Genomic DNA, 21,136 nt, shown 5'->3' on the forward strand with positions numbered 1-21,136 from the left:
GAAGACCCGCGAGCGGGTTGCCCCACCCGCGGGTCTCGCCTGTTTACATGCCGGCAGGCAGCGGCAGTTCCGCGAACACGATGCTCACGACGTAGGTCGAGGACGAGGCCACGACGCCCACGACGGAGATCGCGGTCGCCGGCGGCAGGATGAGCATGCCGTCGAAGTCGTAGTGCAGCCACGCGAACTCGAGGTTAGCCTCGGTGCCGGCTGCCCAGGAGCTGAGCCCCAGGTTCATCAGCACGGTCGGCTGCGTGGTCCAGGTGACCGCCGCTCCTGCGTACCGGGCCTGGCAGGCCGGACCGTTGAGCAGGAGGTTCTTGGGGGCGATGTTCGTGAAGGACGCGAACGTGCCGCCCGTCGCCACCTCCGACGCGGCCGGGGTGTAGGCCAGCATGTAGCTGTTGTCCAGGTACGTGGCGATCGCCGCCATGCCGAAGTTTATTCGGATGGGGATCACCATCTTGTTCGAGGACGGCGGGTTCCACAGCGTGGGCGAGTTGGTCGCCGTGCTGTAGATGGGGAGCGCCGCCGGAGCCGCGGGGCTGGTCACGGTCGAGTACATGTAGCCCCGCCGCGTCCACTCGAGATAGGTCGGGGCGCCCGGAGCCATCAGGATCTTGCCGAAGTCATCGACCGGGACCTCGACCGGCTGACCGTTGGAGACCGGACCGACGAGTCCAGGTTTCCCCGAGATTGGAGTACCCATGGTACCCTCCTATGATCCGAGCTCGCGGTCGACCTCTGCCGCCGCCGCGTCACGGTCCGGACCGTGACCGCTCTGCGCCTCGAGGATCGCGCGTATCTGCTTGAGCTCAACGAGCGTCAGATACGTCATCTTCGCGAGCTGTGAATCCTGAATCTGAAGCACCCCGGCAGACGCGTAGGCTTCATCCATGGAGCCCGCGCCCTGCCGGGCGAATACCTGCACATCGACGAGGAAGTAGCCCTCGATGATGCAGCGAACCGAACCCTCGGGCTCGGCGACCACGGTGAGGTAGTCGGGCTGCTCGACGACGTAGGTCCCCTCCCAGCGTCGTCCCCTGTCTGGCTGGATCGGCCCCTCGACGAGGTTTGCCTTCCCGGGGCACCCAGCCAGCACCGTCCCGACAACGTCCCCTTCGTTCTCGAACGTGACCTTTGTCACGACATAGACGTAGCCTGCCTTTGGCTCGACAGCCGTCCCGCTCGCGAGAGCGTTGTAGAGGTGGATCTTGGCGCTCATAGGACCTCCAGAACGTAGGTCATGCACGTGATGGAGCCGGTCTCGAGCTCCGGCTGGTAGAGCACGTGCAGCACGTTGTCCTCGTCGGTCTCCACGATGACCGGGTACGTGCCCTCTGCCGGCAGGAGCAGCGCCGCGGGGATGACCGGGGACCGCAGCTGCGCGGTACTCACGACCGTCGGGTGCCACTGGTGGTAGGTGCTGCCGGTGTCCCTCGAGAGCCGTACGTGCAGCTCGAACTCGAGCATCCACGGCGCGTCCGTGTACTCGCCCTCGGCCAGGGAGATCTCGTGCGTGTCGATCAGAACGGGAGCCTGCCTCACGTAACCCCAGGTGACCCCGGAGTCGGTGATCTCGTCCCCGTTGCCCGTTGGGCCCCCGCTCGAGTCGGAGGTCCCGGCCGCGGTGCAGATGTACTCCTTGAGGTCGTCGTTGGTCGCACGGTCGCCTACCGCGTAGACGTGGGAAGCCGCCCAGTTACGCGGACTGATGACGACCATGAAGCGCGCGGTGGCCGGCCCCTCGGCCTTGCTCACCTTGCCGGCGAGCTTCCCCCGCACGACCATGCCGGCCTTGAGGTATCCGGAGCCCAGGCCCAGGACGGGCACGAGCTCGGCCGCCTCGGCCTCGGTGAGGGCCGAGTAGTTCGCGTCCAGTGTGTACAGCACGCTCATCTTCTCTCTCCTATGCCGCGCCCGGTACTGCGCCCTGGGGCGCGCCCGTCGTGGCGCCCCGCCGCGCGGCCGCCTGCTTGGCGATCTGCTCGAGCATGGATCCCTGCTTCACGGGCTGGTTGAGGCTGTCGGTGTTCTGGATGATCTGCGCGTCCTCGACGGCCGCGGACTGCGCGGCCTGCTGCTTGGCGAGCATGTCGGCGCGCCTCTTGCGCCTCATCTCCCTGTCCGGGATCTCCCGGATGATCCGCTGCGGCATCCCGGCGCTGTCCATGCCGATCCGGTAGAGCTCGTCGTCGTCCACGTTGTCCATGCCGTCGGGGGAGAGCTTCACGAGCCGCTCGAGGAGCTCGAGACCGGCGTCCACGCCCTGGCTCTGGTGGGTGCGCCGCTGCGCCTGCGCGAGCGGCCCCTGGAGCTCCACCTTGATCCGTCCCTGCAGCTGAGGAGGGGGCGCCGGAAGAGCTCCGTTCGCCTTGAGGATCAGGAAGCTCCTGCGCACGAGGGGCACGAGGACCTCGGAGTTGAACCGGCCGATGATGGCACCGAGGACCGCGGCCTGCTCGGCGACCCGCTGCCGGATCTCGGTCGCCGTGTACGGGCCGTGCTCGAGCTGCTGAAGGAGGAGGAAGATCTTCGCCCGGAAGATCTCGTGGATCTGCTGGCGGACCGCCTCTTCCTGGTCGCGGGCGATCGGGTAGTTCCGCGAGACGTCGATCGTCTCGATCTTCTCATCGGGATTGCTGTAGTAGTTGTAGCCCTGCGGGACGAGTCGCTCCTTGCCGCGCAGCGCCTCTGGCACCATGAGCGGTGGCATGCTGGCCATCTGCGCCGACTGCAGGAGGTGCATGGCCATCTGGTTGACCCGGAGGATGTCCTGGATCGCGTCGGCCGCCGGCGAGCGGCCGTACACCTCGTCGCTGTTCTTCCGCCACCGGCCGACCAGGTACGGGAACGTCTCGTAGCCGCCCTCATCGAGCGGGGTCTTCATGTCCACGTCGATGTAGATGGACGAGTACGGGTGCCGCGGGTCGCGCTGCGTTCTGAATGACTGGTCCCTGGAGGGGAACACGGCGTGCAGGATGTGACCCTTGGTGAAGGGGTTCGTCTTGGCGGCCTCGCGCCGCCGATCGTCCACGGCCTGCGGCCAGGTCTCGACGATCTGCCGGTTCGGCATCGTGTACACGCGGTAGAGCACGTCCACCTGGCCGTTGCGGTTCTCCGCGATGTAGCACTCCTTCATGTGGCGCGTGGAGAAGATGATCGAACGGTTGGTGATGTCGTCGTCCACGAGCATGACCGCGGTCCCGATGGAGGCCAGGTCCATCAGGAACTCGTTCATCGCCTCGTAGAAGGCGGTGCGCTGGTAGTAGGCGAGGAAGATCTCCTCGACTCCCTCCAGGTAGTCCGCCACGCCCGGGAGGACTTGGAGCCTCCGGTCCTCCATGACCAGGCGCATCCACGGGAACGCGGGAGAGACCAGGTTCCCCTGCATCCCGTCGACGAGGAGCTGAAGGTCTCCGATCGCGGTGCCGTCGTAGCACTTCGTGGCCGGCACCTGGCCGCTCGTCGCCTCGATGTCCCAGAAGCTCCTGCGCGGCAGTACGTAGTCGGTGATGTCCTGCCAGAGCGGCTTCCAGAGCTCGCGCTCTCGGGCGAGCTCGGTACTTCTCCGGATGTGGTCCTCGACTACTTCGGGCGCGGAGGCGATCAAATCGTGAGCCTCCCGCCGCCCCGCCGTCCCGCGCTCGGGTAGAGAACGTCCTCGGGCCCTCGCCGCGGAGCCGCGGCCTGGCCGAGCATGCTCTTCGTCTCGGCGATGGGCTTGGTGAGGACCGTCTCGGAGCCCGCGAGGATGCTCCTGGCTGCCTCGGCCGCGACGTCATCGCTGCCGACGAGCCGGACGGCCTCCTCCCGGGTATTCACCCGGAGGGCCTCGCGGAGACGTTTCCAGACCTTGTCGGGAGCGCTCGAGATCTGCTGACCGATGTCCTGGGGCTGGGTACTGGCTGGATCCGACATGGTGCCTCCCGGAACAGGCAGTGCGGGGGGCGAGTACTTGACCACGGCTCTCTGCCTGGTCGTCAGCTACTCGTTGGCCCCCCGCGCCGCCGGTTATTCCGGGTTGGCACGATGGTTCAACAGCGCGAATCTACCCCAGGACGGCAGCACCTGTCAACGGGGTCACTCCACCGTTTCCCGTACACGGCTGCTCTCGATCTGGCCGTCGATGCGCTTGGTCTCGTTGTAGATCCGCTTGATGGTGGCGACCTGGCCGTCCCTGAGGTAGGCGACGATGCCGACCTCGCCGTACGGCACGGACAGGACGGTCCTGCGGAACCAGGCGATCAGGTCCTCTACGGTCTCCGGCTGTCTCATCAGGGCTCCTTCTGCACCGGGAACTCCAGCGCCGGCATCGTCGAGGCGAGCTCGATCTTCCCGGGCAGGAACTCCCCGCAGGTGTCGTGGTTCAGGCGAACCGAAGGCCAGACCGCGATCGCTCCCATCTGGCCGCCCTGGCCCTGCATCGGGAACGCCGCCGGCGGGTAGCGGATACACCGCCCGAGCCCCTGCGGCGCCATCTCCGGCGTCGTCATGCTGTGCTTGCAGTGGATGCACGCGTTCCCTGCGCCGTTCCGCGCGGCGCCTTTCATCTTCTGTTCGCTCATGTCCCCTCCCGTGAGATATCCATCGCGTCCATCATTCCCGGCCGCCTCCCAGCTGCGTCCGTGATCACGTTCACCACGCGGATGACCTCGTTGAGCTTGATGTAGATGTTCTCCATGCTGGCCGCCATGTCGCACTCCGCCTCGGTCACGTGTGCCTTCTCATCCTCCGCACGCCAAGCCATCTTGACAGGCTCGATCGGGTCCGGATTCTGCCTCAGGAAAATCTCCGTTGACAGCAGCGGATCCGTCGAGGCGCTCGGCTTCAACTGCCGCGCGTCCGACAGCGCTTTGTCCAGGCGCGCCATCAGGAACCATGCTTCCGACGTCGAGAGGTACTGCACTGGCCACTGAGCGTTGGCCAGGCATATGCACGCCCCTCCCGTGCCCAGGTCCACGGCTTTGACACTGATCTTACTCATCGTCTCCCTCCCAGTCCCCACCTCAGTGGGTCGTACTGCTCCTGCGGGGGCGCGCTCAACTTCATCGGGTCCTTCTCCTCTCCCTGAGGGAAGGCCGCCCCCAGCTCGTCGTCCATGATCCTCGACAGCGCGTCGAGCATGTCGTCGTGCACCTCGAATGGGTGCGCCTTGTACTCCTCCTGCAGGAAGACCCGCACCAGGTCTACCAGCTCCCCGTCGTACTGCGTGTACGGTAGCGACTCCGGGATCCAGATCCGCCCCGCGGAAAAGGGCGCGACCAGACGTCCGATACGCTCCGTCTTGCTCAGCCGGCCGGCCAGTGGCTTGATGCCGAAGCGGTAGTTGTCCCGCTGCATACGGTCATGGAAGTGCTCGATGTCCGCCTGGAGGCCGTACTGCTCGTAGCCGACCTGCACGGGCCGGTACTGCTGGTGCCACTTAAAGAGCACGTTGGCCCGCTCCGTCAGGCTCAGCCGGTCGCGGATCATGTTGATGAGGTAGTAGTTCCGGTCGGAGCCGAGACCCACCACCCAGAACACCGTGTAGTCGCTGCCCAGTTTCTTCGAGTTGGCCGGATCCACAAGAATGTAGAGGTTCAGCCCTTTGGAGCGGTCCGCGCGCCAGTAGCGCAGCCACTCCTCCCGGAAGCCCTCCATGCTCGACTGCTTCGGATCCAGGAATAGCTGGCACGCCGCGTTGTACGGGCCGAGCTCCTTGATCCTCTCCGCCAGGTGCTCCCGGGTCCAGATGACCGGCTCTCCGGACTCTGTGCCATCGTACGTCGCTGTGTACTTCCGCTGCCGAAAGACCCCGTCCTTGATGAGCTCGAGCACGGGGTCCGCGTAGTGCCAGATCGTACCCCGAAGCCGCCGGCGGCCATGCTCCGTGCCCAGGTTGAACGAGAGCCGGATGGAGTCCAGCGTCTTCCGGATCATCGCCGGCGTGCGCACCGAGTCGATCGTGACCGCGTCCTCATAGTCGACGTCGGTGAAATGCTTCGAGGTCGGTTGTCCATCCACGATACCCCAGGCCTCGATCGAGGCTTCCTTGGGGTTGCCCAGGCGCTTGAACACCAGGCCGTCGTCCTCGCTCCACTTCGGCGCCTCACGCTTGGGGTCTCTCCAGAAGATGTCCGGCCAGAGCTCGTGCAGCGCCGGGTTCGTCTCGCACTCCGTCTTGATCTGCCGGAGGAAACCCTTGGCGATCGGCCGCGTAAAGGAGAGGATCCCGTACGTGCGCTCCACGTCGTGGATGATGCCCCACGGGATCCCGCCGTGGGTCCCGATCGAGCTCTTGTAGTGCTCACGGGCCCAGGTGTCCGCGATGCCATCGTTCTCGCGCTGCCACTCCCGGCATCGCGCGAACACCCACGGCTTCTCTACGTCCTCGCGGTTGTAGACGTAGCGGAGGAAGAAGAACAGGTCCCGCTCGCCGAGCTCCCTGGTCGCCGCCTCACGCTGCCCTCTTGTCTTGCACCCGTTCAGGGCGACCTTGTACCCGTCGAGGGCGCGCTGCATGCGCTCGGCGTCGGGTGGCCTGAGGGGTTCCTTACGCATCGCTCACCACGGCATCGATGACGCGCTGCACGGCTTCCGGGAGACGTTCCTTTTCGCTGTCCTTCCCGTCAGACACGGACCGCCTCCTGAGGGAGGCCGACAGGAAAGCGTACTTGAGGCCCAGGTCGTACCAGCGGAACTTCACCAGGTACCACTTCTGCTTCTCCTCGACGTTCGTCGACGCCTCGATGAGGCGGTTGAGCTCGCGGCCGTCCCGCTCGTAGTCCTCCTCCACGCTGAGCATGGCCAGGCGCCGGCGTCTGTCTCTCTGGGCCTGGGCCTTGGTCACCATGGCCCGGATGTGTTTGACGTGCCGGCGGACCGAGGCCTCTGTGAGCCCGTAGGCCTTTGCGACAGCGTTGACCGGCTTGCCCTTCACGAGGAGCTTGTCGATGAGGGCCCGCTTGGGGTGCTGGCAGACCTTGCAGCCCCTGGCCCCTTTGCGTGGGGTTTCCGTCGTTTTTCGTCGCCGTGTCTCCGGCACCGCTTACTCCGTGAGGTCCTCTGTGCGGTCCTCCCCGTGCCCTCGGCCGTAGACGGGCTTCGGGTTCCTCCTCCACCTCCAGAGGAAGGGGAAAGGTTGCCGCCCGTAGAGCTTTCGTGGATCCACCCGGTACACCCGGCCGTCCGCATACACCTGGGTGACAGCGGTCCCGAAGACCAGCATGTCCACGATCTGGCTGAACGCGACTCGCATCGCTCGATTGATCTCGGCGTAGGCCAGCTTGGTCGCTCTCTCCAGCGCCGTCGCGGTGACCGGCTTCGCGTTCGGCTTCGGCCGCGGCGTGCCGCTGAGGAAGCGCTCCATGGCCGCAAGGCGGCGGGCCTCCTGCAGGGTACCCAACTGGGCCAGCGTGATCTTCATCGTTCCCCTCCCACCATCACCGCCGCGAGTACCGCGTAGAGCGCCCTCGCTTCTTCCGCCGTCCCGCACCGCGCCACCCCGTGCTGCGAACCCACCGCGAAGGGCACCCACCACTCGCCGTTGTGAAGCTCCTCGTGCCAGACCAGGATGGTGCGGTCCACCGGCCCAGGCGCGGCAGACCCGGAGAGGCAGAGGCAGGCGGCGAGCAGGAGTAGGGGCCTCACAGCGTACACTCGTCGTCGTCGTCAATCTTTGGCACAAAGGCCATTGCTATTCGCAGTTGCTCCTCCGCCTCCCGCGCCCTACGCGCCTGACGCCGCGCCTCGGAGAAGGCGTACAGCGCCAGGTCGTCCAAGTAGTGCTCACGGCTACGGCGGAGACGCACCACTTCGCCGGTCACGCTCCTTACGGTCACCCACCTCGACGGTCGGGTCATCGCTTCCTCCCTATCTGCGCCATCGCAGCAGCCGTCACGGCCTCGGCGTGAGCCAAGGCCCCGTCGAGCGTCGTGATACCCAGCTCGTGCAGCTCGCGCAACTGCGCCTCGACTTGCTCATCCGAACCGAACGGGAAGCATGTCGCTCCCCACAACAGCGTCATCAGGTCGCCTTCCGGTATCTCAGGGAAGTAGCGAGTGATGGCGTCCACGCACTTCATGCTCATCGCTTCCTCCTTGGGACACAGCCGCGACATTGCCACCATATGAGTAACGTCTCGAACCAGTAGATCAGCGAGTGCCGCCTCAGATGGACAATCATCTCACGCCACCGCCGCGACCCGCCGTCTACACGATACCAGCGAAGCCACCGTTGCCACAGTTGCCGGGTCATCTCACCCTCCTCATCACCACCGCCAGCCCCACGAACACCATCCCGGCTCCCGTCGCTACGCCAAGGAGGTACACGAGGATCACGGCTGTTCCATCCGCGACTTCAGCGCAGCACGGTAGACGTTGATCGCGTCCAGTTCTATGTCGTTCCGGGATGCTGCAATGGCGACCAGTCGATCCTCCACCGCCTCCCGCAGCCGGTCCCGCTCCGCGCAGACCTCGGCGTACTCCTCGACGCTGATGTAGTCACTGCTCATGGTTGGCCGCCTTCGCGAGTTCGCCATCATTTAGCCATGCAACTACACCCCTGTGGTCCTTCGTCCCCATCGCGGCTGGGTCATCTTGGTAGATGTGATAGGGTTCGGTGATTCGGTGAATCTCTGGCAGGATGTTTTTGGTAGGCCGGTGGTGCGCTATGTGGTGCACATTCCCAAGCGCCTCCCGCAGCCGCTTGATCTCCGCCTCCTGCGCGGCGACGTGGGCGAGGAGGGCGTGGCGGTCCTTCGCTGCGTCATCCAACCATCCAGACAGGCTCGCCGGATACCCAGGCTCGCCGGTCGCCCGCTGCTTTACCGCTGCCAGTTCTGCCGCGTTCATCGCTTGGCCTCCTTCTGCTCCGCGACCCATCTCTCGGCGTCCTCGCGGCGTACGAAGTACATCTCGTCTATGCCGTTCTATTGCATCGCCTTGAACGCCGGAGTGCACTGTTCGCATGTCTCTCCACACGGCATTAGGTCGTCCACCCCGCACCCGCACTCGCAGTCCGCGTAGCACAGCCCGTCATAGCCATGGTCGCGAAGCCACTGCGCCAGTATGGTCTTGGCGGTCATCGCTCCTCCTCCCGTGAGTAGCGGGCCCGCAACTCCTCAAAGTCGAAGCTCGTGTCCAGTACGATGTCAGCGTAGTCGTCCATCAGCAGATGCTTCTCGACGGCATCAAGCGCCTCGTGGTATCCCGCCCGCCGCAGCCGGTCCCGCTCCCGGCGAAGGCGCGTGACCTCGGAGACGAGACGGTCGATGATGGCGACAAGCTTGTCCCGGTCCACCAAGTCCCACCCGCGAGACTTGCCTACCGTCTGCCACTCCTCCGTCGTCAGCACGTCACTCATCGCAGCGCTCCTTGTGCTCCGCTGCCACCATCTCCGTTAGCCATCCGTTGTACCGTTCCCTGGCCGCATCACAGGCCGCAGACCTGGCCGCATCACAGGCCGCAGCCCCGGCCGCAGCCCAGGCCGCATCACAGGCCGCAGACCTGGCCGCATCACAGGCCGCAGCCCCGGCCGCAGCCCAGGCCGCATACCTGGCCGCATCCCAGGCCGCAGCCCAGGCCGCATCACAGGCCGCAGCCCAGGCCGCATCACAGGCCGCAGCCAAATCCATGTCGGTCGCCTGTCCCGCCAGCCACCGACGCTTGGCCGCCATCGCCTGCCAGCATCGCTCGTCCGTCACCCCGGCCAGCTTGAGTGCATCCTCAGCCACCCGACAGGCAAACTCATGCAGGATCCGAGTCGCATCTACCTGCCACAGCGGCTTGCGGTGCCGACTGCACAACTTGTCGGGCTGAATCTGGACTTCTCCCCAGCATTCCACCCGTCGCACCAGACTGCCATGTGCATACTGGAGAGCATCCAGTATCCGCTTGCTGGCGTGCATCCCGTTCTCGCACATCACAAGCGGACCCTTGGCGCTGTACGTCTTCCCGATGATCTCCTTCACCCCGTCCTGCGCACGCGTCCCGTCGTCCTTCACGAAGTGCCACGCCCAGACCACCTCGCTCATCGCTCGGCCTCCTCGATGCGCTCCACATCAGGGTCAAGGCGCTCCACGCGCTCGACGGAGAGGTAGTGGTCTTCGCTCGCCTCCCCGATGAAAACGAGGTGTGGATACTCCCAACCACGTTCACTGTCCCAGTACGTCCCCGTCCCGCTGTCCTTCCCGCGCCACCAGCGCACCCTGTCCCAGCGCTTGAGCGGAGGTGGGGAGGGAGGGAGGAGATACCAGCCCGTGTCGAGCCCGAGCGCTGCGGAGTCGTGCAGGAGGCAGTACATACTCGCCTCAGTCTCTCCGCGCCGATGGCCCGCGTTGCTCTCTCCCAGGCCGTCGTTCCAGACCTGTTCGCCGCGCAAGATCATCACGGCTGCGAACTCCCGGCTCCCCACCACCACCGGGATGACCTCGCGCCATGGCGGCGGGAACCCGTTCGTATCGTTCTTGATTACCACCAGTTGGTCGTCTTCGCCAATCCAGTACCTCATGTCTCCTCCTCGATCAGTTTGCGGCAGCGCCGCAGCACACCCTCCCACCGCTCCATGCGCCTCGCCACCGACTCCGCTCTCCTCACCTTCGCCCGCGCCCTGTCTGACTCGGCCATCGCTGCCCGGTACACCTCCCGCAGCGTCAGCGCCTCCTTACGCCACCGGTCCCGGTCACGGGTCAACGTCGCCACCGTTCCGTACAGGTGGATCTCCACCCGGTCTGTCGGCTCCCACGGCGCCCCGTACACCCGGCAGATCGGGCAGGGACCGCGGCGAGAGGTGAAGCGGCCACAGGTGCGACAGCGGAAGGTCACCACGTGCTCACCCTCCTGTGGCACCGCTTGCACAACGCCATGAGCTCCTCGGGACGCTCGGCGCCGAAGTGCTCGTAGGACCGGTGGTGCACCTGGTACTCCCGATCGTCGAAGTTCACACGCCCGCATACCTGGCACCGGTAGCCCGCGCGCCGTATCGCCTCGAGCCGCCGCTCCTTCCACGCCTTGGAGCGAAGATACCGACGCCAGACCTTGGCAGGGGGAGCTCTCATCAGAACGTGCGCCTCCATTTCCGCCTCGCCTTCACTCGGTCGATCGCGTTCTTCCCGCGCCTGGTCTCGCACATGACGTGCAGTACCACGACCTTCCTGAGGTCCAGAGCCTCGGCCACCTGCGCCCAGCCGTAGCCCATCAGGTGGAGCTCGGCGGCTTCCGTGACTTGGGCATCCCGCATAGCCTTCTCGCCGTACCGCGTCTTGGCCTTCCGCTTCCCGTCGCACCACGCCTCCAGTTTGCGTGACACGGCCTTCAGCCCGACCACGATCTCGTGCTCCGGAATGCCGGTCGCGTCCTCGATGTCCACCGGCGCTAAGTACTGCGTGGCCATCTCGATCACTCTGCGGAGCTGCTCGGCCGTCCAGACGCCAGGATCCCGGAGGCTCACGGCGTCGAGCTCAGCATCGTGGCGAGCCTTCGCCGCGGCCACAGGATCCTCAGCAGGGGCCCCTCGGTCAGCGAGTGCGTCCTGGTAGGCGATCAGGCGCGTGTGTCGCTCGGTCATGGGCGCACCCCCACCGCGAGCTCGGCCAGGTCCTCGGCGGTGGCGCGCGGACCTGGCTCCTCACCGGGACCGGCCCCACAGGAGAGGCACGTGAAGCCTGCCATGGGTTTGCCGCAGGCCGGGCAAGGCCGAGATGACGCCTCGGGACGCTGGGGTGGGGCCCAGGCAGTCTCGAAGTCCTCGAGGAACCAGTGTGCGTGCTTGTTCGGCGGGGCGGTCTGTATGAACCTGCGGAAGCCGGCTCCGAGGGCGGCGTGGCCGTGGGTCTGGAGGAGCTCGAGGAGGCGGACCTGGTCCTTGGGGCTGATGGCGAGCTTCCTGCCGCGGGCCTTCCGGTGTAGCCGATCGATGTAGCTCAGGAACACGGCGCCGGCGTTCTGATCTGAATCCTGCTCACGAGGTGGATCCATGGGAGAGGGACTCTCTCTCTCTTCTCTGTCTTCAGTCTCCGGATCCGGAGTATCAGTATGTCCGAAAGTACCGGACACGGTTTCACCGGACACGGTTTCACCGTGTCCGGTATCTTCGGACACGGTGTTTTCGGACACGGTGGAATGCTCGAAAACCAGGTATCTGGACCCGGAATATCGTCCCTTTTGACGAGTCTGCTGCCTGACGACGTACCGCGCCTCGAGGAGCTCGCGCAGGAGGACGGCGACGGTATCCTTGTTGGCGCCGAACTTCCTTGCCAAGTGCCGGACGTTGAAGTCCCAGTCGTCGGGCATGCACAGCATGACGATCAGAAGGCACCTGGCGGCCGGACTCACGCGCACGTCCATCGCGGTGGCCTTGGCGACCATGACGTACGGATGCTCGCGGTCCTTCGGGTGCCGGAAGATCGTCCGCTCGTCCTCCAGGCCATCAAGGCACTGCTGCACTTCCACGTTCCCCTCCCCCTCGCCACACTACGACCATGCTGGCAAACGTCGGCCTACCCGCCCCGGCGTGACCTGCGAATCGCAGCCTGCCCCGGATCCAGCGGATCTCCGCGCCGGTCCCCAGCACGAGCTCGTGGAACCAGGCCGTATCGGTCCTCACGGGCAGAAGAGCGACCACGGTCGCCCCTCGCTGCCACTCCCCGACCGCGCGGCGGAGCCACCGCGGGATGTCCCGGTACGGCGGGTTGAGGAACACGGACCGCCCCCAGCGCGCGCACATGCCGTCTCGCGTCGGGTCGGCCGGCACGGGGTCGCAGTCGAAGCGGAACTCGGCGTCGAGCCGAGCGTACAGGTCCGGCGGCGTCCGCCAGGTCTGATAGTTGCGTCCCGTGGCCACGCTGCTTTTGCCCCTATGCTCGCTGATTCTCCGGCCTGATCCGTTTCGCCTTCAGTCGCAGAAGCGCCTCGATGGCCTGGTCGCGGGCCTCCGCGTTGGCGCACACCACATGGATCGTGAGCGAGCCCTCCCCGCCCATGATCGCGATGCCGCCGCTCCGGTCGATCCTGGCCACCCGCCGGCGGATCTCCCGCGACTCACCGATCGCCGCCTTGTCACCTGCGACGGCCCTCTTGGCGGCTTTCATCCGAGCGTCCACGTCCCTCACTCGCGAAAGATTCGTCAGATCCGTCTTTGACATACCATTGAGCTCCGCCTCCGACACCCCCGCGGCAAGGAGCTCCTCCGTCATCTTCGCGGCAGAGTACGTGTCGTAGACCCAGGCGTCCGACTTTCCCACGAGTTTCCCGAGCTGGTAGGCCGAGATGCCCGGGCGCGTGGCCTTGATCGAGTCAAGGGCCGCGGCAACCTCCCTGGCGCTCATGTCCTTCCGCTGCACGTTCTCGATAAGCTTCAGGTAGGGGATCTCCGAGCGGCTCACGTCAGAGCGGATGATCGCCGGGATGGTTGGCTCCTTGCGTGCCTTCATGGCCGCGAGGCGACGGTGGCCGGCGACCAGTTCGTAGCGACCGTCCTCGAGGGGGACGACGAGCACGGGCTGGAGGATGTCGAACTTCTCGATCGACTCCATCAGCCCGCCGAGCTCCTCATCCGGATCCAGCCGGACGTTCTTGGTGACCACGATGCTCTTGAGAGGGATCTCCTTGACCTTCATGTCCTGCTCCTCATGAGGCGCCGATGCGCCCGCTGCCTCCTGCGCTCAGCCCGGGCGCGCTCCGCGCTCAGTGTCCGGCTCGACCCGCGGTGCCCGAAGCTTCGCCCGCTTCTGCGCTTCTCGAGACGGCTCCTATGCGTCCACACTTCAATGCCGTGCTGCGCCCATGTGGATCTCAGTCGCCGTAGTCGCCGCTGCCGGCGGACCACGGGCGCCTTCACGCTCGCGAGCTTGGCGCGGGCGTTGCGCCGGCGGTTCCGGGCCTTCCGGAGCATGACCTGCTTCGAGGTCGGTACCTTGTGCTTCATCGTTCCTCCTGTCACGCCGAGGCGTTCTTCGGCTCGTCGTTCACTTCGTGGATGAGAACCCGGATCGCCTTGATGAGGTTGTGCGCGACTTCGACCCTGCGCGCGGCGGGCTCGAAGGACAGGATGTAGCGCCGCACCAGGTCGAGCATGCTCGTCTGCATCGCGTCGTCCGCGTTACCGGCGATCCTGAGATGAGAGAAGCGCTCGGATGCTTCCTGGAGTTCCTTCAGGTAGGCGTCAGCACGTCGCAAGACGTCATCGATGTCCTCGAGCGATTCCCCAGGGTTGCTGGCCTGCGTCTCCTTGGCCTCCGCATCCCGACGCCGCATCCTGGCGTTGAACTCGTCTACGCGGGCCTGCCTCTCCGGGTCGAGTTTCCTGCGCTTCTCCACCACGCCGCGCACGTGCTTCTCGGTCACCCGGCCGGGGCGAGCGGTCTTGACCGCCTCATCCCATGCCGCGGCCTGCTCCTCGGGCTCGAGCTCGGCAAGGGGACGGACCTGGCGCTCGTTGTCCGGTTTGGGACCCATGGGTCCCATTCGTCCGGCGATCTCCGCGGCTTGGATCTGGCGGTTGACGTGCCTGTGGCTCCACCCCCACCGCTCTCGGCAGTAGTCCTCGAAGGTGTCGTGCGTCGCGCGGTACAGCCGCGAGTCGCGGATTGACATGAGCGCCCCTCCGACCTCGATGAAGGTCTGCTTCCCGCGCTCGATGATCTTCTCGTACTGCTCGAGCCGGATCCGCTCGATCCTGGTGAGGTCAGTCGACGACGATGAGATCATCGAGTACTCCATCCTGGATAGCGGCCTCGATCTTCCCCCGGAAGTAGGCAAGCCCTTTCGGGGAAATGAGCGTCCGGCGCTGCACCTTCGGGATGCCGTCCTCGGTCTCCTGCCGAGTTGGCACGTCCTCGAGCTTCATCCGGCCGGCGTCTACGTGCTCCTGGAAGGGCCGGTGGTAGAGCCATCCGCTCACCGGGTCCTTCTTGCGCATCACGGCCGAGGTGTTCCTGAGGTAGGCGTAGAGCTGGTTCTGCCCCAGACGCTTCCCGTTCCCGAGGTCGAGCGCCATCTCCTTGGCCGCCTCGTCGACCGTGTACCACTTCGTCCCGCCGCGGGCCTCGGTGACCGCGCGTCCGATGCTCTCGTTCTCGGTCTTCCTAGTGAGCCTGATTCGTGCTTCCTGTAGAAGCGCGGTGCTCTGCCGCAGGAGGATGTCCATCTGCCCGATGAACCCCAGATCAGATCCGTCGCCTTCTGTCGTCACGTCGTCCTTCACGTATCCCCTCCCTTGCCGCTGACCGCTACCATTCAGCCGCACACCGCCGGCTTGCACCCGCCTCGGCACCGGAGAGCGATCCTCTTTCTCGTGTAGCTCTCCCGGATCTCCTCGAGGCGGGCGCCGCAGCGCGGGCAGCGCTCAGTCAGAACGCGAACCGTCGTGCCCTCTCCAGCGCGCGCCAGCGGATCGTTCGTGGCTCCGTGAGTCTCGGCTCCCTTCATGGAAAGACTCCTCTCCGGGCCCCGCCGGTGGGCCAGGCCTTGTCATGCGAGACTCTACGAAGGTTGTTCCGCTCCAGCACACGCGTAGCCCTCGTTGAGTGATCAAAGAGCGTAGCGACAGGTGGCCAGCCCTGCGCCAGAGACCCCTGCGGGGTGCCCGCCAACGGCGGGCTCGCGGCCGGCGTTCCGCTATGGGGGAGGCGGGAATCGAACCCGCAGCGCCGTTGTCCATCGTCCGCGCTCGCCTTGCAGCCCCGTGAAAACGGGGGCGTGCGGTCGTTACCCGCCGAGCCAGGGTAAGGAGTGTGGAACCCCTGGCGCCGCCCCCGACGATTCGTCCAGACCAGGCCCACCGCGATCGCCAGGAGAGAGCACGCCACGACAGTCGCGGAGAGGCAGATCACCACTACCACCGCCGCGCGCAAGATCGTCTCGCCATCCCCGGCGACCAGGCGGACCATCTCAGGCAGCCTTCAGCTTGTTGTTCAGGTCGTACAGGTCCCTGCAGATCAGGAACCGCGCGATGTGCCCCTGCAGGTTCGGCATCCGCGCGTACTCGAAACCCTCGTCCTCGGAACGACCGATCCGGAGGATGTAGTCCTCCGCCACCTCGTAGCCGTTCTCCTCGAGGAGCAGGTGGTAGCCGGCGAGCTGGCTCCACTTCTCGTCGGCGGCCCCGTACAGGGCCTTGCACGTCTTGATGTCCACGAGCGTCGGCACCCCATCGATGCGCGCGTAGATGTCGCAGGTGCCGCCAAATCGGTGCTTCTCGCTCACGAGCTGGAGCTCGCGGCCGAGGACCTCGATCTCGTGCTCCTTCATCCAGTCCAGGAACTTGATGAGGCTCGTCTCCGCCCGGTCGTGGTCAACCGCGGAAAACTCGTCGAGGTAGCTCTGGTCCGCCTCCTCACCGGCGATCATCTCCTCGGCGAGGTAGTGCGCCAGAGTGCCCGCGTTCGCGAGGGCGTCGACGTACTTGCTCGAGTCGATCCCCTGGAGGCCCAGGTTGTTCGCCCACTTCACGAGGGCGGGCTTGTCCATGACCCCGGTGATCGTCGTGCATCCCGGTACGCGGGTGCCGTCCTTCAGCCGGTAGATCTGATGTCCGCGGTCGCTCTTTCGAGCCTTGTCTGCTGCCATGCTGTTGCTCCTTTCACCACACCTGGTCGATGGGCTCGGGGATGTCCATCTCCTGCTGCTTGGTCTCCCCGCCCACACGCTCCGCATCCGTTGCCGACTTCTTGATCTGGTCGAGCTTCTCCATGTCCCGCTCACGCTGACTCTTGGCGGGGGGCTTGCCCGCTTCCGTCGCGGGCTTGGCCTCGACAGCCGGCGACGGCTGCGTCTGCTGCGCCGGCGAGGGCTCTGCACCAGCAGCCGGCTTCTGGGTCGCCAGGACCTGCTCCTTGACCTTCACCAGCTCATCCACGCTCTTCGCCTGCTCGATGCGCTCCCGCAAGGGGACCCGCTGCTCCTCGGGCAGATTGAGCTCCTTCACGAGCGCCGTGATCTCCTTGATGACCTCCATCTGGTCTGCCGGCCGCTTCCGACCGCCGTTGTGACTTGGCGCCTGGGCCTGCTTCTGCTCGCGCGCCGGCGGCTCGTGGTCGTCGACGCTGTTGGCGTCGTCGTCGTCGTCAGCCGTCATCAGCCCGAAGGCGTTGCAGAAGGCGTACCGCTTCGCGTAGGTCAGAGCGCTAGCGACCTTCTGCGCGTCGTTCATGTAGGCCGTGGGGTCGATCGGGATCGAGAACTCGCTGATCTCGACGTGGCCACCGGCGTGGTGGGCCTCGCACATGGCGGTGACGGCCTGCGGGTCCTGTCGGCTCTTGATCGTGTAAGAGAAGCCGTACTCCTGCAGCAGCCCTTTGATCTGCTCGACGATGGTGTCGAGGGGCGCGTAGCGGTAGCGGATAGTCCTGTTGTCGCGGCCGTACACGACCTTGGTCTTGGCGATGCTCGGGCAGTTGGACTGGAACCTGGCCAGGGCCTCGAAGAAGGCCTCCCGCGCCTGCTCCGCCTTGATCTGCTGCCGCATCGCCAGCAGCTTCTCCATGGCGTCAACTGGCAGGCCCTTGCCAATGGCCTGCGCGATCAGGTTCTCTGCGCTGAACACGCGCTCGGTCGATACCTGAGTGTCACTCATGGGGTTACTCCTTGTCTTGGCGGGGTGAGGATCGGGAACAGCGTCTCGGCGCCGCCCCACCAGCGCACTGCGCGCTCGATGTGGTCGAGGGTCGCCCCCTCGAGGAGCTGCAGGATGTCGCTGTCCGCCTGGTCGAGCCGGATGGACTTGACGGTGATGTGCTCTCCGGCCTTGTCGATGGGCATGGGCCAGTCGGCCTTGATGACGAGCTTCACGTCCCTGACCGTGAGCTTCATCTCGATCGTTGCCATGGGTACTCCTTGTGAACCGATCAGCGAGACGGACGACGTCCCGCTGTCCTGCGGATCGCGACGGCGACCCGCGCGACTGCGGAAGCGGCACCCCCTTTCTCCTCCCGGTGGTTGTGATGGGTTGGGCGGACGTTCCAGTTCAGGTAGACATGGAACGGGATACGCATCTCGGGCGCGGCGTACTCGCTATCGAGGTATCTCTCGGCGGCCTGGTCGATCTCGGTGTCGGAGTACATCAGCCGGCCCTCTGGTCGATCCAGTCGAGGAGGGCGCGCTCGCTCAGGACGTAGACCCGCTCGCCGAGCCGCTTGTAGGGCAGGCGGCCAGACTGCATCTCGCGGCGGACTGTGGTCGTGGAGGTATGCAGAAACTCGGCTGCCTGGGAGATATCGAAGACCCTGGGCCGTGCGTCGGCGCCGAGGGCGGCTTCGTCAGCGGCCTTCCGCTCGAGCTCCAGGCGGGCAGCCTCGAGGGCCGGGACCAGGTGCCGCAGGATGGTGGCCGCTACGCCTGCCGCGCTCATGCCTGACCCCCCGCCTGGTCGTCTTGAGGAGTACTCGCGTGTACTGGGAGCGCGTCCTGACCCTCTTCCTGGTCCTGGGATACCTTCCGGGCTTTCCGGAGCGTCTGGAGGCGTTTCTGCTCGCCGGCCTTCCTGGCCGCATACTCCTCGATCGCCACGACGGCCAGGTTGCCGACGGTACGGCGCTGGACCTTCGCGATGGCGCGGAGGATAGAGGCGGTTTCGTCGTCGACGGTGAAGCTGAAGCGGACGCTCATGCTTGACCCCCGAATTGCAGGGGCCCTCCCGCCGGCGTAGACTGGAGATCGGTGAGTATCCCAGTCAGACGTCCGAACAGGAGGGCCCGCATGAACACAGGAAAACCGGTCAACAGTGAAGACGCTCGCCGCGAGAGCTTCGACCTGCTCACCAAGATCCTGGCCGCGAAGCCGGACTTCATCACGGCGTCGATTGATCCCGAAGAGACAGCGGAGCGATTCCTGAAGGCAGCGCGGAAGCTCGGCGCGTACATCTGGCCGGACTTCTTCAAGGCCTGACGGACTTCCAGCAGGCGCGTTTGAGGACGACCGTCAGGTAGCCTTCGACGTCCTTGATCTCTCTCACCTCGCACCCGGCGGCCTCGAGCACGTCCACGATGCGCTTGAAGTCGACCACCTGGCGGGGTGGCTCCTTGGGTGTCTTCTCCGCCAGGGGGGCACTGTTCTTGTGGCCTCTCATCGCTTTTCTCCTTCTCTCTCGTCCGGGACCGTCAGGCGCGGCGAGTGCATCCGGATCCCAGGCCGATTGATCCTGTTTTTCGCGGCCTCCTCGCGGTCGAGCGCCGCGAGGATCGCCTCGCGCACCCACGCACCCCGCTTCATCGGGCGGCCCGGACCGCAAGCCTTGTCGAGGCGACTGCGCTCGTCGCGGTCCAGGGGTACGCTCAGGGCCAGAGTCTCAACGCGATTGCGTGTTTCTTTCAGCGCCACGGCCATATAGATAGCGCGTTTGCGTATTCTTGTCAATAGGAACTTAGCGGTTCTCCGCAATTGCACTATGTTGCTGTGTGGGGAGGGGTTAGGAGTGCTCGTTGCTCAAGATGCTGGAGGTCATTCGCGAGAGTGAGTACAGCCCAGAGAAGTACGGCGCGGCCAAGCGGCTCTCCGAGAAGTCGGGGATCGCGTACAGCACCATCCGATCCTGGTTCGATCGCGAGAGCAGGCCAAACGTGGAAGAGGCCGCCAGGATCGCAGTGGCAATGGGCGTATCGCTCGACTACCTGATCACCGGCCAGGAATACTGGGCCGAGTTGCAGAACGGCAGGGTCAGGCGGCTCTGCCGGCGCCTTGGGGCGCTCTCAGACCACGACATTGAGACCATTGAGATGTTGGTCGACCGATGCTTCGCCAGGATGAACGCCAACCCAGAGAGAGGTGCCGAAGCGACCAGGGCATGAGATTCCCCATCATCGGTTCGGCGTGGTGCTCCCTTTTCCCGGATCGGGAGTACACTGAGGCTGGTGTGCGAAATCCCTGAGGCGAGGGGCACGGCCGGTGATTCGTGATAGGATGGCCAGAGGAGGCCGCCATGGTGCGCCGATCGCCACTGCTCTTTGTGCTTCCTCTCTCTTGCGTCCTGTTCTCCGCCTGCCAGCTCATCGAGCCACCACTCCAGCAGACGCACACAGTGAGCGTGTCGGTTAGCCCTCTTGCGTCAGGCTCGGTGGTACCTTCGGGCGGAACGTGGGATGACGGATCGGCGGCGACCTTCACGGCCTTCCCCGCGAACGGATATGTCTTCGACCGATGGGACGGGATAATCGGCAGCGAGAACCCAGTGACTATCGTCGTCGAGTGGGACCTCGAGATCACTGCACGCTTCGCACGGTTGTACGCCTATCGATTCAAGAACGATTCCTCTCACAGCGTCACGGTGATCCCCTGGCAGTACCAGACGTGGGAGCAGTTTGAGCTCGAACGCTTCCGGACGATCACAGTCGAGTCCACGGACGACGAGATCTCCTTTGACTACGAGCCTGTGGACCTGGTGAAGTTCACGGACAGCATCGTCGACTGGAACGCCACCGCCGGCGAAACAATCACCTTCCACAACCGAACCCTCCTCACGGTCTCGAACAGGTGCGGAAGCGATCTGCTCTTGATCGAGTGGGAGACGGAGGCGGACAGCCTCTACTTCTTTGGCAACGACGACATCTGGTGCGCGACGCTCGGTGAGCCCGTCGGCGGCATGCGCGACGGCCACTCCGACACGGAAGAAGTCAGTCCCGGGTCAGGGTACATCAGCTTCTGGTTCGCCGAGTATACGGGCCAATACAGGACATCGGACGTAGTGACCATCGAAGAGGGCGACCAGATCTACTTCACGTTCTACGGCTCCACTTACATCGAGCCGGTCTCGAACGTGGCCGTGGACGCGCGTGCGTCGCTTTCCTCGTACAGCGGGCGATGATGGGGGCAAGACTGAATGCGGGGCAACCGTGCGATTCCATTCCAGAAAACCGACGCGAAGTATTCCACGCCGGCAGACGACCGCGCCGGCCCCGGGTGTGACACGACGTGTGACAGCTACGGCAGAGACGCCGCCGCAGGACAGGCCGCTTTCGCGCCAGGCGGCGCCTGACGACCTCGCCAGGCCCCGGTTTCCGCAGGTGTCGGCGGCCATCGCCGGCATCTACTCATCGTATCTCTCCGCGGAGAGAGGAGGTGCCGAAGTGCAAGTCCACTGACATGAACCACTTGCGGCATTTCCGCCTACCATGATCGAGCGGCCGCTCAGGCCGACTGTGACATTTCTGCGACAGGGAGGAGGC

General features: G+C 65.4%; 43 protein-coding genes. 4 read left to right on the forward strand and 39 right to left on the reverse strand.

Features of this window, described 5'->3' with window-relative positions; genetic code table 11:
* Nucleotides 1–43: 43 nt before the first annotated feature.
* From WC683_07630 to WC683_07810, 37 genes are all read right to left on the reverse strand, one after another.
* Nucleotides 44–709, reverse strand: a complete 666-nt coding sequence (locus WC683_07630; GenBank protein ID MFA4972469.1) for a hypothetical protein — start codon at nucleotides 707–709, stop codon at nucleotides 44–46.
* A gap of 9 nt (nucleotides 710–718) precedes the next feature.
* On the reverse strand, nucleotides 719–1,225 hold the full coding sequence (locus tag WC683_07635) for a hypothetical protein (GenBank protein MFA4972470.1): 507 nt from the start codon (nucleotides 1,223–1,225) through the stop codon (nucleotides 719–721).
* Complete coding sequence (locus WC683_07640; protein MFA4972471.1) at nucleotides 1,222–1,899, reverse strand: hypothetical protein; 678 nt, start codon at nucleotides 1,897–1,899, stop codon at nucleotides 1,222–1,224. The genes WC683_07635 and WC683_07640 overlap by 4 nt, the downstream gene beginning before the upstream one ends.
* Nucleotides 1,900–1,909: 10 nt before the next feature.
* Nucleotides 1,910–3,613 (reverse strand): portal protein, encoded by a 1,704-nt coding sequence (locus WC683_07645; GenBank protein ID MFA4972472.1) that lies wholly within the window; start codon nucleotides 3,611–3,613, stop codon nucleotides 1,910–1,912.
* Complete coding sequence (locus WC683_07650; GenBank protein MFA4972473.1) at nucleotides 3,610–3,921, reverse strand: hypothetical protein; 312 nt, start codon at nucleotides 3,919–3,921, stop codon at nucleotides 3,610–3,612. Before WC683_07650 ends, WC683_07645 begins: the two co-directional genes overlap by 4 nt.
* 162 nt (nucleotides 3,922–4,083) lie before the next feature.
* Complete coding sequence (locus WC683_07655) at nucleotides 4,084–4,278, reverse strand: hypothetical protein (protein MFA4972474.1); 195 nt, start codon at nucleotides 4,276–4,278, stop codon at nucleotides 4,084–4,086.
* Nucleotides 4,278–4,568: a hypothetical protein gene (locus WC683_07660; protein MFA4972475.1), complete on the reverse strand. Its 291-nt coding sequence runs from the start codon at nucleotides 4,566–4,568 to the stop codon at nucleotides 4,278–4,280. Before WC683_07660 ends, WC683_07655 begins: the two co-directional genes overlap by 1 nt.
* On the reverse strand, nucleotides 4,565–4,987 hold the full coding sequence (locus WC683_07665) for a hypothetical protein (protein MFA4972476.1): 423 nt from the start codon (nucleotides 4,985–4,987) through the stop codon (nucleotides 4,565–4,567). The genes WC683_07660 and WC683_07665 overlap by 4 nt, the downstream gene beginning before the upstream one ends.
* Nucleotides 4,984–6,543 carry a hypothetical protein gene (locus WC683_07670; protein MFA4972477.1) on the reverse strand — a complete coding sequence of 520 codons (1,560 nt, stop codon included), beginning with the start codon at nucleotides 6,541–6,543 and terminating at the stop codon, nucleotides 4,984–4,986. The genes WC683_07665 and WC683_07670 overlap by 4 nt, the downstream gene beginning before the upstream one ends.
* Nucleotides 6,536–7,027 carry a hypothetical protein gene (locus WC683_07675; protein ID MFA4972478.1) on the reverse strand — a complete coding sequence of 164 codons (492 nt, stop codon included), beginning with the start codon at nucleotides 7,025–7,027 and terminating at the stop codon, nucleotides 6,536–6,538. The genes WC683_07670 and WC683_07675 overlap by 8 nt, the downstream gene beginning before the upstream one ends.
* A 3-nt stretch (nucleotides 7,028–7,030) precedes the next feature.
* Nucleotides 7,031–7,408, reverse strand: coding sequence for a hypothetical protein (locus WC683_07680; protein MFA4972479.1), 378 nt, complete (start codon nucleotides 7,406–7,408; stop codon nucleotides 7,031–7,033).
* On the reverse strand, nucleotides 7,405–7,632 hold the full coding sequence (locus WC683_07685; GenBank protein ID MFA4972480.1) for a hypothetical protein: 228 nt from the start codon (nucleotides 7,630–7,632) through the stop codon (nucleotides 7,405–7,407). Before WC683_07685 ends, WC683_07680 begins: the two co-directional genes overlap by 4 nt.
* Entirely contained in the window at nucleotides 7,629–7,823 is a 195-nt protein-coding gene (locus tag WC683_07690; GenBank protein MFA4972481.1) for a hypothetical protein, read from the reverse strand. Before WC683_07690 ends, WC683_07685 begins: the two co-directional genes overlap by 4 nt.
* Before the next feature lie 17 nt (nucleotides 7,824–7,840).
* On the reverse strand, nucleotides 7,841–8,071 hold the full coding sequence (locus WC683_07695) for a hypothetical protein (protein MFA4972482.1): 231 nt from the start codon (nucleotides 8,069–8,071) through the stop codon (nucleotides 7,841–7,843).
* 246 nt (nucleotides 8,072–8,317) lie between these two features.
* Nucleotides 8,318–8,494, reverse strand: a complete 177-nt coding sequence (locus WC683_07700) for a hypothetical protein (GenBank protein ID MFA4972483.1) — start codon at nucleotides 8,492–8,494, stop codon at nucleotides 8,318–8,320.
* Complete coding sequence (locus WC683_07705; protein ID MFA4972484.1) at nucleotides 8,484–8,834, reverse strand: hypothetical protein; 351 nt, start codon at nucleotides 8,832–8,834, stop codon at nucleotides 8,484–8,486. Before WC683_07705 ends, WC683_07700 begins: the two co-directional genes overlap by 11 nt.
* Nucleotides 8,835–8,911: 77 nt before the next feature.
* On the reverse strand, nucleotides 8,912–9,067 hold the full coding sequence (locus WC683_07710) for a hypothetical protein (protein ID MFA4972485.1): 156 nt from the start codon (nucleotides 9,065–9,067) through the stop codon (nucleotides 8,912–8,914).
* Nucleotides 9,064–9,345: a hypothetical protein gene (locus tag WC683_07715; protein ID MFA4972486.1), complete on the reverse strand. Its 282-nt coding sequence runs from the start codon at nucleotides 9,343–9,345 to the stop codon at nucleotides 9,064–9,066. The genes WC683_07710 and WC683_07715 overlap by 4 nt, the downstream gene beginning before the upstream one ends.
* Entirely contained in the window at nucleotides 9,338–10,015 is a 678-nt protein-coding gene (locus WC683_07720) for a hypothetical protein (protein MFA4972487.1), read from the reverse strand. The genes WC683_07715 and WC683_07720 overlap by 8 nt, the downstream gene beginning before the upstream one ends.
* Nucleotides 10,012–10,491 (reverse strand): hypothetical protein, encoded by a 480-nt coding sequence (locus WC683_07725; protein ID MFA4972488.1) that lies wholly within the window; start codon nucleotides 10,489–10,491, stop codon nucleotides 10,012–10,014. Before WC683_07725 ends, WC683_07720 begins: the two co-directional genes overlap by 4 nt.
* On the reverse strand, nucleotides 10,488–10,805 hold the full coding sequence (locus tag WC683_07730; GenBank protein ID MFA4972489.1) for a hypothetical protein: 318 nt from the start codon (nucleotides 10,803–10,805) through the stop codon (nucleotides 10,488–10,490). The genes WC683_07725 and WC683_07730 overlap by 4 nt, the downstream gene beginning before the upstream one ends.
* On the reverse strand, nucleotides 10,802–11,038 hold the full coding sequence (locus WC683_07735; GenBank protein ID MFA4972490.1) for an HNH endonuclease: 237 nt from the start codon (nucleotides 11,036–11,038) through the stop codon (nucleotides 10,802–10,804). The genes WC683_07730 and WC683_07735 overlap by 4 nt, the downstream gene beginning before the upstream one ends.
* Nucleotides 11,038–11,547 (reverse strand): hypothetical protein, encoded by a 510-nt coding sequence (locus WC683_07740; GenBank protein ID MFA4972491.1) that lies wholly within the window; start codon nucleotides 11,545–11,547, stop codon nucleotides 11,038–11,040. The genes WC683_07735 and WC683_07740 overlap by 1 nt, the downstream gene beginning before the upstream one ends.
* A complete protein-coding gene (locus tag WC683_07745; GenBank protein MFA4972492.1) occupies nucleotides 11,544–12,431 on the reverse strand; it encodes a hypothetical protein in 888 nt (295 codons plus the stop codon). The genes WC683_07740 and WC683_07745 overlap by 4 nt, the downstream gene beginning before the upstream one ends.
* Complete coding sequence (locus WC683_07750; GenBank protein MFA4972493.1) at nucleotides 12,409–12,822, reverse strand: DNA N-6-adenine-methyltransferase; 414 nt, start codon at nucleotides 12,820–12,822, stop codon at nucleotides 12,409–12,411. The genes WC683_07745 and WC683_07750 overlap by 23 nt, the downstream gene beginning before the upstream one ends.
* A 13-nt stretch (nucleotides 12,823–12,835) precedes the next feature.
* Nucleotides 12,836–13,597, reverse strand: a complete 762-nt coding sequence (locus tag WC683_07755) for a ParB/RepB/Spo0J family partition protein (protein ID MFA4972494.1) — start codon at nucleotides 13,595–13,597, stop codon at nucleotides 12,836–12,838.
* Complete coding sequence (locus WC683_07760; protein ID MFA4972495.1) at nucleotides 13,594–13,905, reverse strand: hypothetical protein; 312 nt, start codon at nucleotides 13,903–13,905, stop codon at nucleotides 13,594–13,596. Before WC683_07760 ends, WC683_07755 begins: the two co-directional genes overlap by 4 nt.
* Before the next feature lie 11 nt (nucleotides 13,906–13,916).
* Nucleotides 13,917–14,699, reverse strand: coding sequence for a hypothetical protein (locus WC683_07765; protein ID MFA4972496.1), 783 nt, complete (start codon nucleotides 14,697–14,699; stop codon nucleotides 13,917–13,919).
* A complete protein-coding gene (locus tag WC683_07770) occupies nucleotides 14,665–15,225 on the reverse strand; it encodes a phage antirepressor KilAC domain-containing protein (GenBank protein MFA4972497.1) in 561 nt (186 codons plus the stop codon). The genes WC683_07765 and WC683_07770 overlap by 35 nt, the downstream gene beginning before the upstream one ends.
* The gene (locus tag WC683_07775) at nucleotides 15,216–15,407 is read right to left on the reverse strand and encodes a hypothetical protein (protein MFA4972498.1); all 192 of its coding nucleotides are present in this window, start codon (nucleotides 15,405–15,407) and stop codon (nucleotides 15,216–15,218) included. The genes WC683_07770 and WC683_07775 overlap by 10 nt, the downstream gene beginning before the upstream one ends.
* A complete protein-coding gene (locus WC683_07780) occupies nucleotides 15,404–15,868 on the reverse strand; it encodes a hypothetical protein (GenBank protein MFA4972499.1) in 465 nt (154 codons plus the stop codon). The genes WC683_07775 and WC683_07780 overlap by 4 nt, the downstream gene beginning before the upstream one ends.
* A gap of 1 nt (nucleotide 15,869) precedes the next feature.
* The gene (locus WC683_07785) at nucleotides 15,870–16,547 is read right to left on the reverse strand and encodes a hypothetical protein (GenBank protein ID MFA4972500.1); all 678 of its coding nucleotides are present in this window, start codon (nucleotides 16,545–16,547) and stop codon (nucleotides 15,870–15,872) included.
* 13 nt (nucleotides 16,548–16,560) lie between these two features.
* The gene (locus WC683_07790; GenBank protein MFA4972501.1) at nucleotides 16,561–17,553 is read right to left on the reverse strand and encodes an ERF family protein; all 993 of its coding nucleotides are present in this window, start codon (nucleotides 17,551–17,553) and stop codon (nucleotides 16,561–16,563) included.
* Nucleotides 17,550–17,804, reverse strand: a complete 255-nt coding sequence (locus WC683_07795) for a hypothetical protein (protein ID MFA4972502.1) — start codon at nucleotides 17,802–17,804, stop codon at nucleotides 17,550–17,552. The genes WC683_07790 and WC683_07795 overlap by 4 nt, the downstream gene beginning before the upstream one ends.
* A 20-nt stretch (nucleotides 17,805–17,824) precedes the next feature.
* The gene (locus tag WC683_07800; GenBank protein MFA4972503.1) at nucleotides 17,825–18,040 is read right to left on the reverse strand and encodes a hypothetical protein; all 216 of its coding nucleotides are present in this window, start codon (nucleotides 18,038–18,040) and stop codon (nucleotides 17,825–17,827) included.
* Nucleotides 18,040–18,327, reverse strand: coding sequence for a helix-turn-helix domain-containing protein (locus WC683_07805; protein ID MFA4972504.1), 288 nt, complete (start codon nucleotides 18,325–18,327; stop codon nucleotides 18,040–18,042). Before WC683_07805 ends, WC683_07800 begins: the two co-directional genes overlap by 1 nt.
* Nucleotides 18,324–18,584 carry a hypothetical protein gene (locus tag WC683_07810; protein ID MFA4972505.1) on the reverse strand — a complete coding sequence of 87 codons (261 nt, stop codon included), beginning with the start codon at nucleotides 18,582–18,584 and terminating at the stop codon, nucleotides 18,324–18,326. Before WC683_07810 ends, WC683_07805 begins: the two co-directional genes overlap by 4 nt.
* Nucleotides 18,585–18,674: 90 nt before the next feature.
* Here WC683_07810 and WC683_07815 point away from each other — a divergent pair, with 90 nt between their 5' ends.
* Nucleotides 18,675–18,863, forward strand: coding sequence for a hypothetical protein (locus tag WC683_07815; protein ID MFA4972506.1), 189 nt, complete (start codon nucleotides 18,675–18,677; stop codon nucleotides 18,861–18,863).
* Here the strand turns inward: WC683_07815 and WC683_07820 are convergent.
* Both WC683_07820 and WC683_07825 read right to left on the reverse strand, forming a co-directional pair.
* A complete protein-coding gene (locus WC683_07820; protein MFA4972507.1) occupies nucleotides 18,853–19,044 on the reverse strand; it encodes a hypothetical protein in 192 nt (63 codons plus the stop codon). The genes WC683_07815 and WC683_07820 overlap by 11 nt on opposite strands.
* Nucleotides 19,041–19,295, reverse strand: coding sequence for a hypothetical protein (locus WC683_07825; GenBank protein ID MFA4972508.1), 255 nt, complete (start codon nucleotides 19,293–19,295; stop codon nucleotides 19,041–19,043). The genes WC683_07820 and WC683_07825 overlap by 4 nt, the downstream gene beginning before the upstream one ends.
* A gap of 110 nt (nucleotides 19,296–19,405) precedes the next feature.
* Between WC683_07825 and WC683_07830 the strand changes: the two genes are divergently transcribed.
* From WC683_07830 to WC683_07840, 3 genes are all read left to right on the forward strand, one after another.
* Complete coding sequence (locus WC683_07830) at nucleotides 19,406–19,762, forward strand: helix-turn-helix domain-containing protein (GenBank protein MFA4972509.1); 357 nt, start codon at nucleotides 19,406–19,408, stop codon at nucleotides 19,760–19,762.
* A 131-nt stretch (nucleotides 19,763–19,893) separates the two neighbouring features.
* Entirely contained in the window at nucleotides 19,894–20,775 is an 882-nt protein-coding gene (locus tag WC683_07835; GenBank protein MFA4972510.1) for a hypothetical protein, read from the forward strand.
* 109 nt (nucleotides 20,776–20,884) lie between these two features.
* On the forward strand, nucleotides 20,885–21,052 hold the full coding sequence (locus WC683_07840) for a hypothetical protein (GenBank protein ID MFA4972511.1): 168 nt from the start codon (nucleotides 20,885–20,887) through the stop codon (nucleotides 21,050–21,052).
* Nucleotides 21,053–21,136: the final 84 nt, after the last annotated feature.

The organism is bacterium (assembly GCA_041648665.1).
In the GTDB taxonomy this organism is placed as follows: Bacteria; UBA10199; UBA10199; order 2-02-FULL-44-16; family JAAZCA01; genus JAFGMW01.

What these genes read in the sequence shown, in the direction of transcription:
- WC683_07630 (MFA4972469.1), bottom strand. Translation starts at nt 709, where the DNA reads ATGGGTACTCCAATCTCGGGGAAACCTGGACTCGTCGGTCCGGTCTCC.
- WC683_07635 (MFA4972470.1), bottom strand. Translation starts at nt 1,225, where the DNA reads ATGAGCGCCAAGATCCACCTCTACAACGCTCTCGCGAGCGGGACGGCT.
- WC683_07640 (MFA4972471.1), bottom strand. Translation starts at nt 1,899, where the DNA reads ATGAGCGTGCTGTACACACTGGACGCGAACTACTCGGCCCTCACCGAG.
- WC683_07650 (MFA4972473.1), bottom strand. Translation starts at nt 3,921, where the DNA reads ATGTCGGATCCAGCCAGTACCCAGCCCCAGGACATCGGTCAGCAGATC.
- WC683_07655 (MFA4972474.1), bottom strand. Translation starts at nt 4,278, where the DNA reads ATGAGACAGCCGGAGACCGTAGAGGACCTGATCGCCTGGTTCCGCAGG.
- WC683_07660 (MFA4972475.1), bottom strand. Translation starts at nt 4,568, where the DNA reads ATGAGCGAACAGAAGATGAAAGGCGCCGCGCGGAACGGCGCAGGGAAC.
- WC683_07665 (MFA4972476.1), bottom strand. Translation starts at nt 4,987, where the DNA reads ATGAGTAAGATCAGTGTCAAAGCCGTGGACCTGGGCACGGGAGGGGCG.
- WC683_07670 (MFA4972477.1), bottom strand. Translation starts at nt 6,543, where the DNA reads ATGCGTAAGGAACCCCTCAGGCCACCCGACGCCGAGCGCATGCAGCGC.
- WC683_07680 (MFA4972479.1), bottom strand. Translation starts at nt 7,408, where the DNA reads ATGAAGATCACGCTGGCCCAGTTGGGTACCCTGCAGGAGGCCCGCCGC.
- WC683_07695 (MFA4972482.1), bottom strand. Translation starts at nt 8,071, where the DNA reads ATGAGCATGAAGTGCGTGGACGCCATCACTCGCTACTTCCCTGAGATA.
- WC683_07700 (MFA4972483.1), bottom strand. Translation starts at nt 8,494, where the DNA reads ATGAGCAGTGACTACATCAGCGTCGAGGAGTACGCCGAGGTCTGCGCG.
- WC683_07705 (MFA4972484.1), bottom strand. Translation starts at nt 8,834, where the DNA reads ATGAACGCGGCAGAACTGGCAGCGGTAAAGCAGCGGGCGACCGGCGAG.
- WC683_07710 (MFA4972485.1), bottom strand. Translation starts at nt 9,067, where the DNA reads ATGACCGCCAAGACCATACTGGCGCAGTGGCTTCGCGACCATGGCTAT.
- WC683_07715 (MFA4972486.1), bottom strand. Translation starts at nt 9,345, where the DNA reads ATGAGTGACGTGCTGACGACGGAGGAGTGGCAGACGGTAGGCAAGTCT.
- WC683_07720 (MFA4972487.1), bottom strand. Translation starts at nt 10,015, where the DNA reads ATGAGCGAGGTGGTCTGGGCGTGGCACTTCGTGAAGGACGACGGGACG.
- WC683_07725 (MFA4972488.1), bottom strand. Translation starts at nt 10,491, where the DNA reads ATGAGGTACTGGATTGGCGAAGACGACCAACTGGTGGTAATCAAGAAC.
- WC683_07735 (MFA4972490.1), bottom strand. Translation starts at nt 11,038, where the DNA reads ATGAGAGCTCCCCCTGCCAAGGTCTGGCGTCGGTATCTTCGCTCCAAG.
- WC683_07740 (MFA4972491.1), bottom strand. Translation starts at nt 11,547, where the DNA reads ATGACCGAGCGACACACGCGCCTGATCGCCTACCAGGACGCACTCGCT.
- WC683_07755 (MFA4972494.1), bottom strand. Translation starts at nt 13,597, where the DNA reads ATGAAGGTCAAGGAGATCCCTCTCAAGAGCATCGTGGTCACCAAGAAC.
- WC683_07760 (MFA4972495.1), bottom strand. Translation starts at nt 13,905, where the DNA reads ATGAAGCACAAGGTACCGACCTCGAAGCAGGTCATGCTCCGGAAGGCC.
- WC683_07765 (MFA4972496.1), bottom strand. Translation starts at nt 14,699, where the DNA reads ATGGAGTACTCGATGATCTCATCGTCGTCGACTGACCTCACCAGGATC.
- WC683_07775 (MFA4972498.1), bottom strand. Translation starts at nt 15,407, where the DNA reads ATGAAGGGAGCCGAGACTCACGGAGCCACGAACGATCCGCTGGCGCGC.
- WC683_07780 (MFA4972499.1), bottom strand. Translation starts at nt 15,868, where the DNA reads ATGGTCCGCCTGGTCGCCGGGGATGGCGAGACGATCTTGCGCGCGGCG.
- WC683_07785 (MFA4972500.1), bottom strand. Translation starts at nt 16,547, where the DNA reads ATGGCAGCAGACAAGGCTCGAAAGAGCGACCGCGGACATCAGATCTAC.
- WC683_07790 (MFA4972501.1), bottom strand. Translation starts at nt 17,553, where the DNA reads ATGAGTGACACTCAGGTATCGACCGAGCGCGTGTTCAGCGCAGAGAAC.
- WC683_07795 (MFA4972502.1), bottom strand. Translation starts at nt 17,804, where the DNA reads ATGGCAACGATCGAGATGAAGCTCACGGTCAGGGACGTGAAGCTCGTC.
- WC683_07800 (MFA4972503.1), bottom strand. Translation starts at nt 18,040, where the DNA reads ATGTACTCCGACACCGAGATCGACCAGGCCGCCGAGAGATACCTCGAT.
- WC683_07805 (MFA4972504.1), bottom strand. Translation starts at nt 18,327, where the DNA reads ATGAGCGCGGCAGGCGTAGCGGCCACCATCCTGCGGCACCTGGTCCCG.
- WC683_07810 (MFA4972505.1), bottom strand. Translation starts at nt 18,584, where the DNA reads ATGAGCGTCCGCTTCAGCTTCACCGTCGACGACGAAACCGCCTCTATC.
- WC683_07815 (MFA4972506.1), top strand. Translation starts at nt 18,675, where the DNA reads ATGAACACAGGAAAACCGGTCAACAGTGAAGACGCTCGCCGCGAGAGC.
- WC683_07820 (MFA4972507.1), bottom strand. Translation starts at nt 19,044, where the DNA reads ATGAGAGGCCACAAGAACAGTGCCCCCCTGGCGGAGAAGACACCCAAG.
- WC683_07830 (MFA4972509.1), top strand. Translation starts at nt 19,406, where the DNA reads ATGCTGGAGGTCATTCGCGAGAGTGAGTACAGCCCAGAGAAGTACGGC.
- WC683_07835 (MFA4972510.1), top strand. Translation starts at nt 19,894, where the DNA reads ATGGTGCGCCGATCGCCACTGCTCTTTGTGCTTCCTCTCTCTTGCGTC.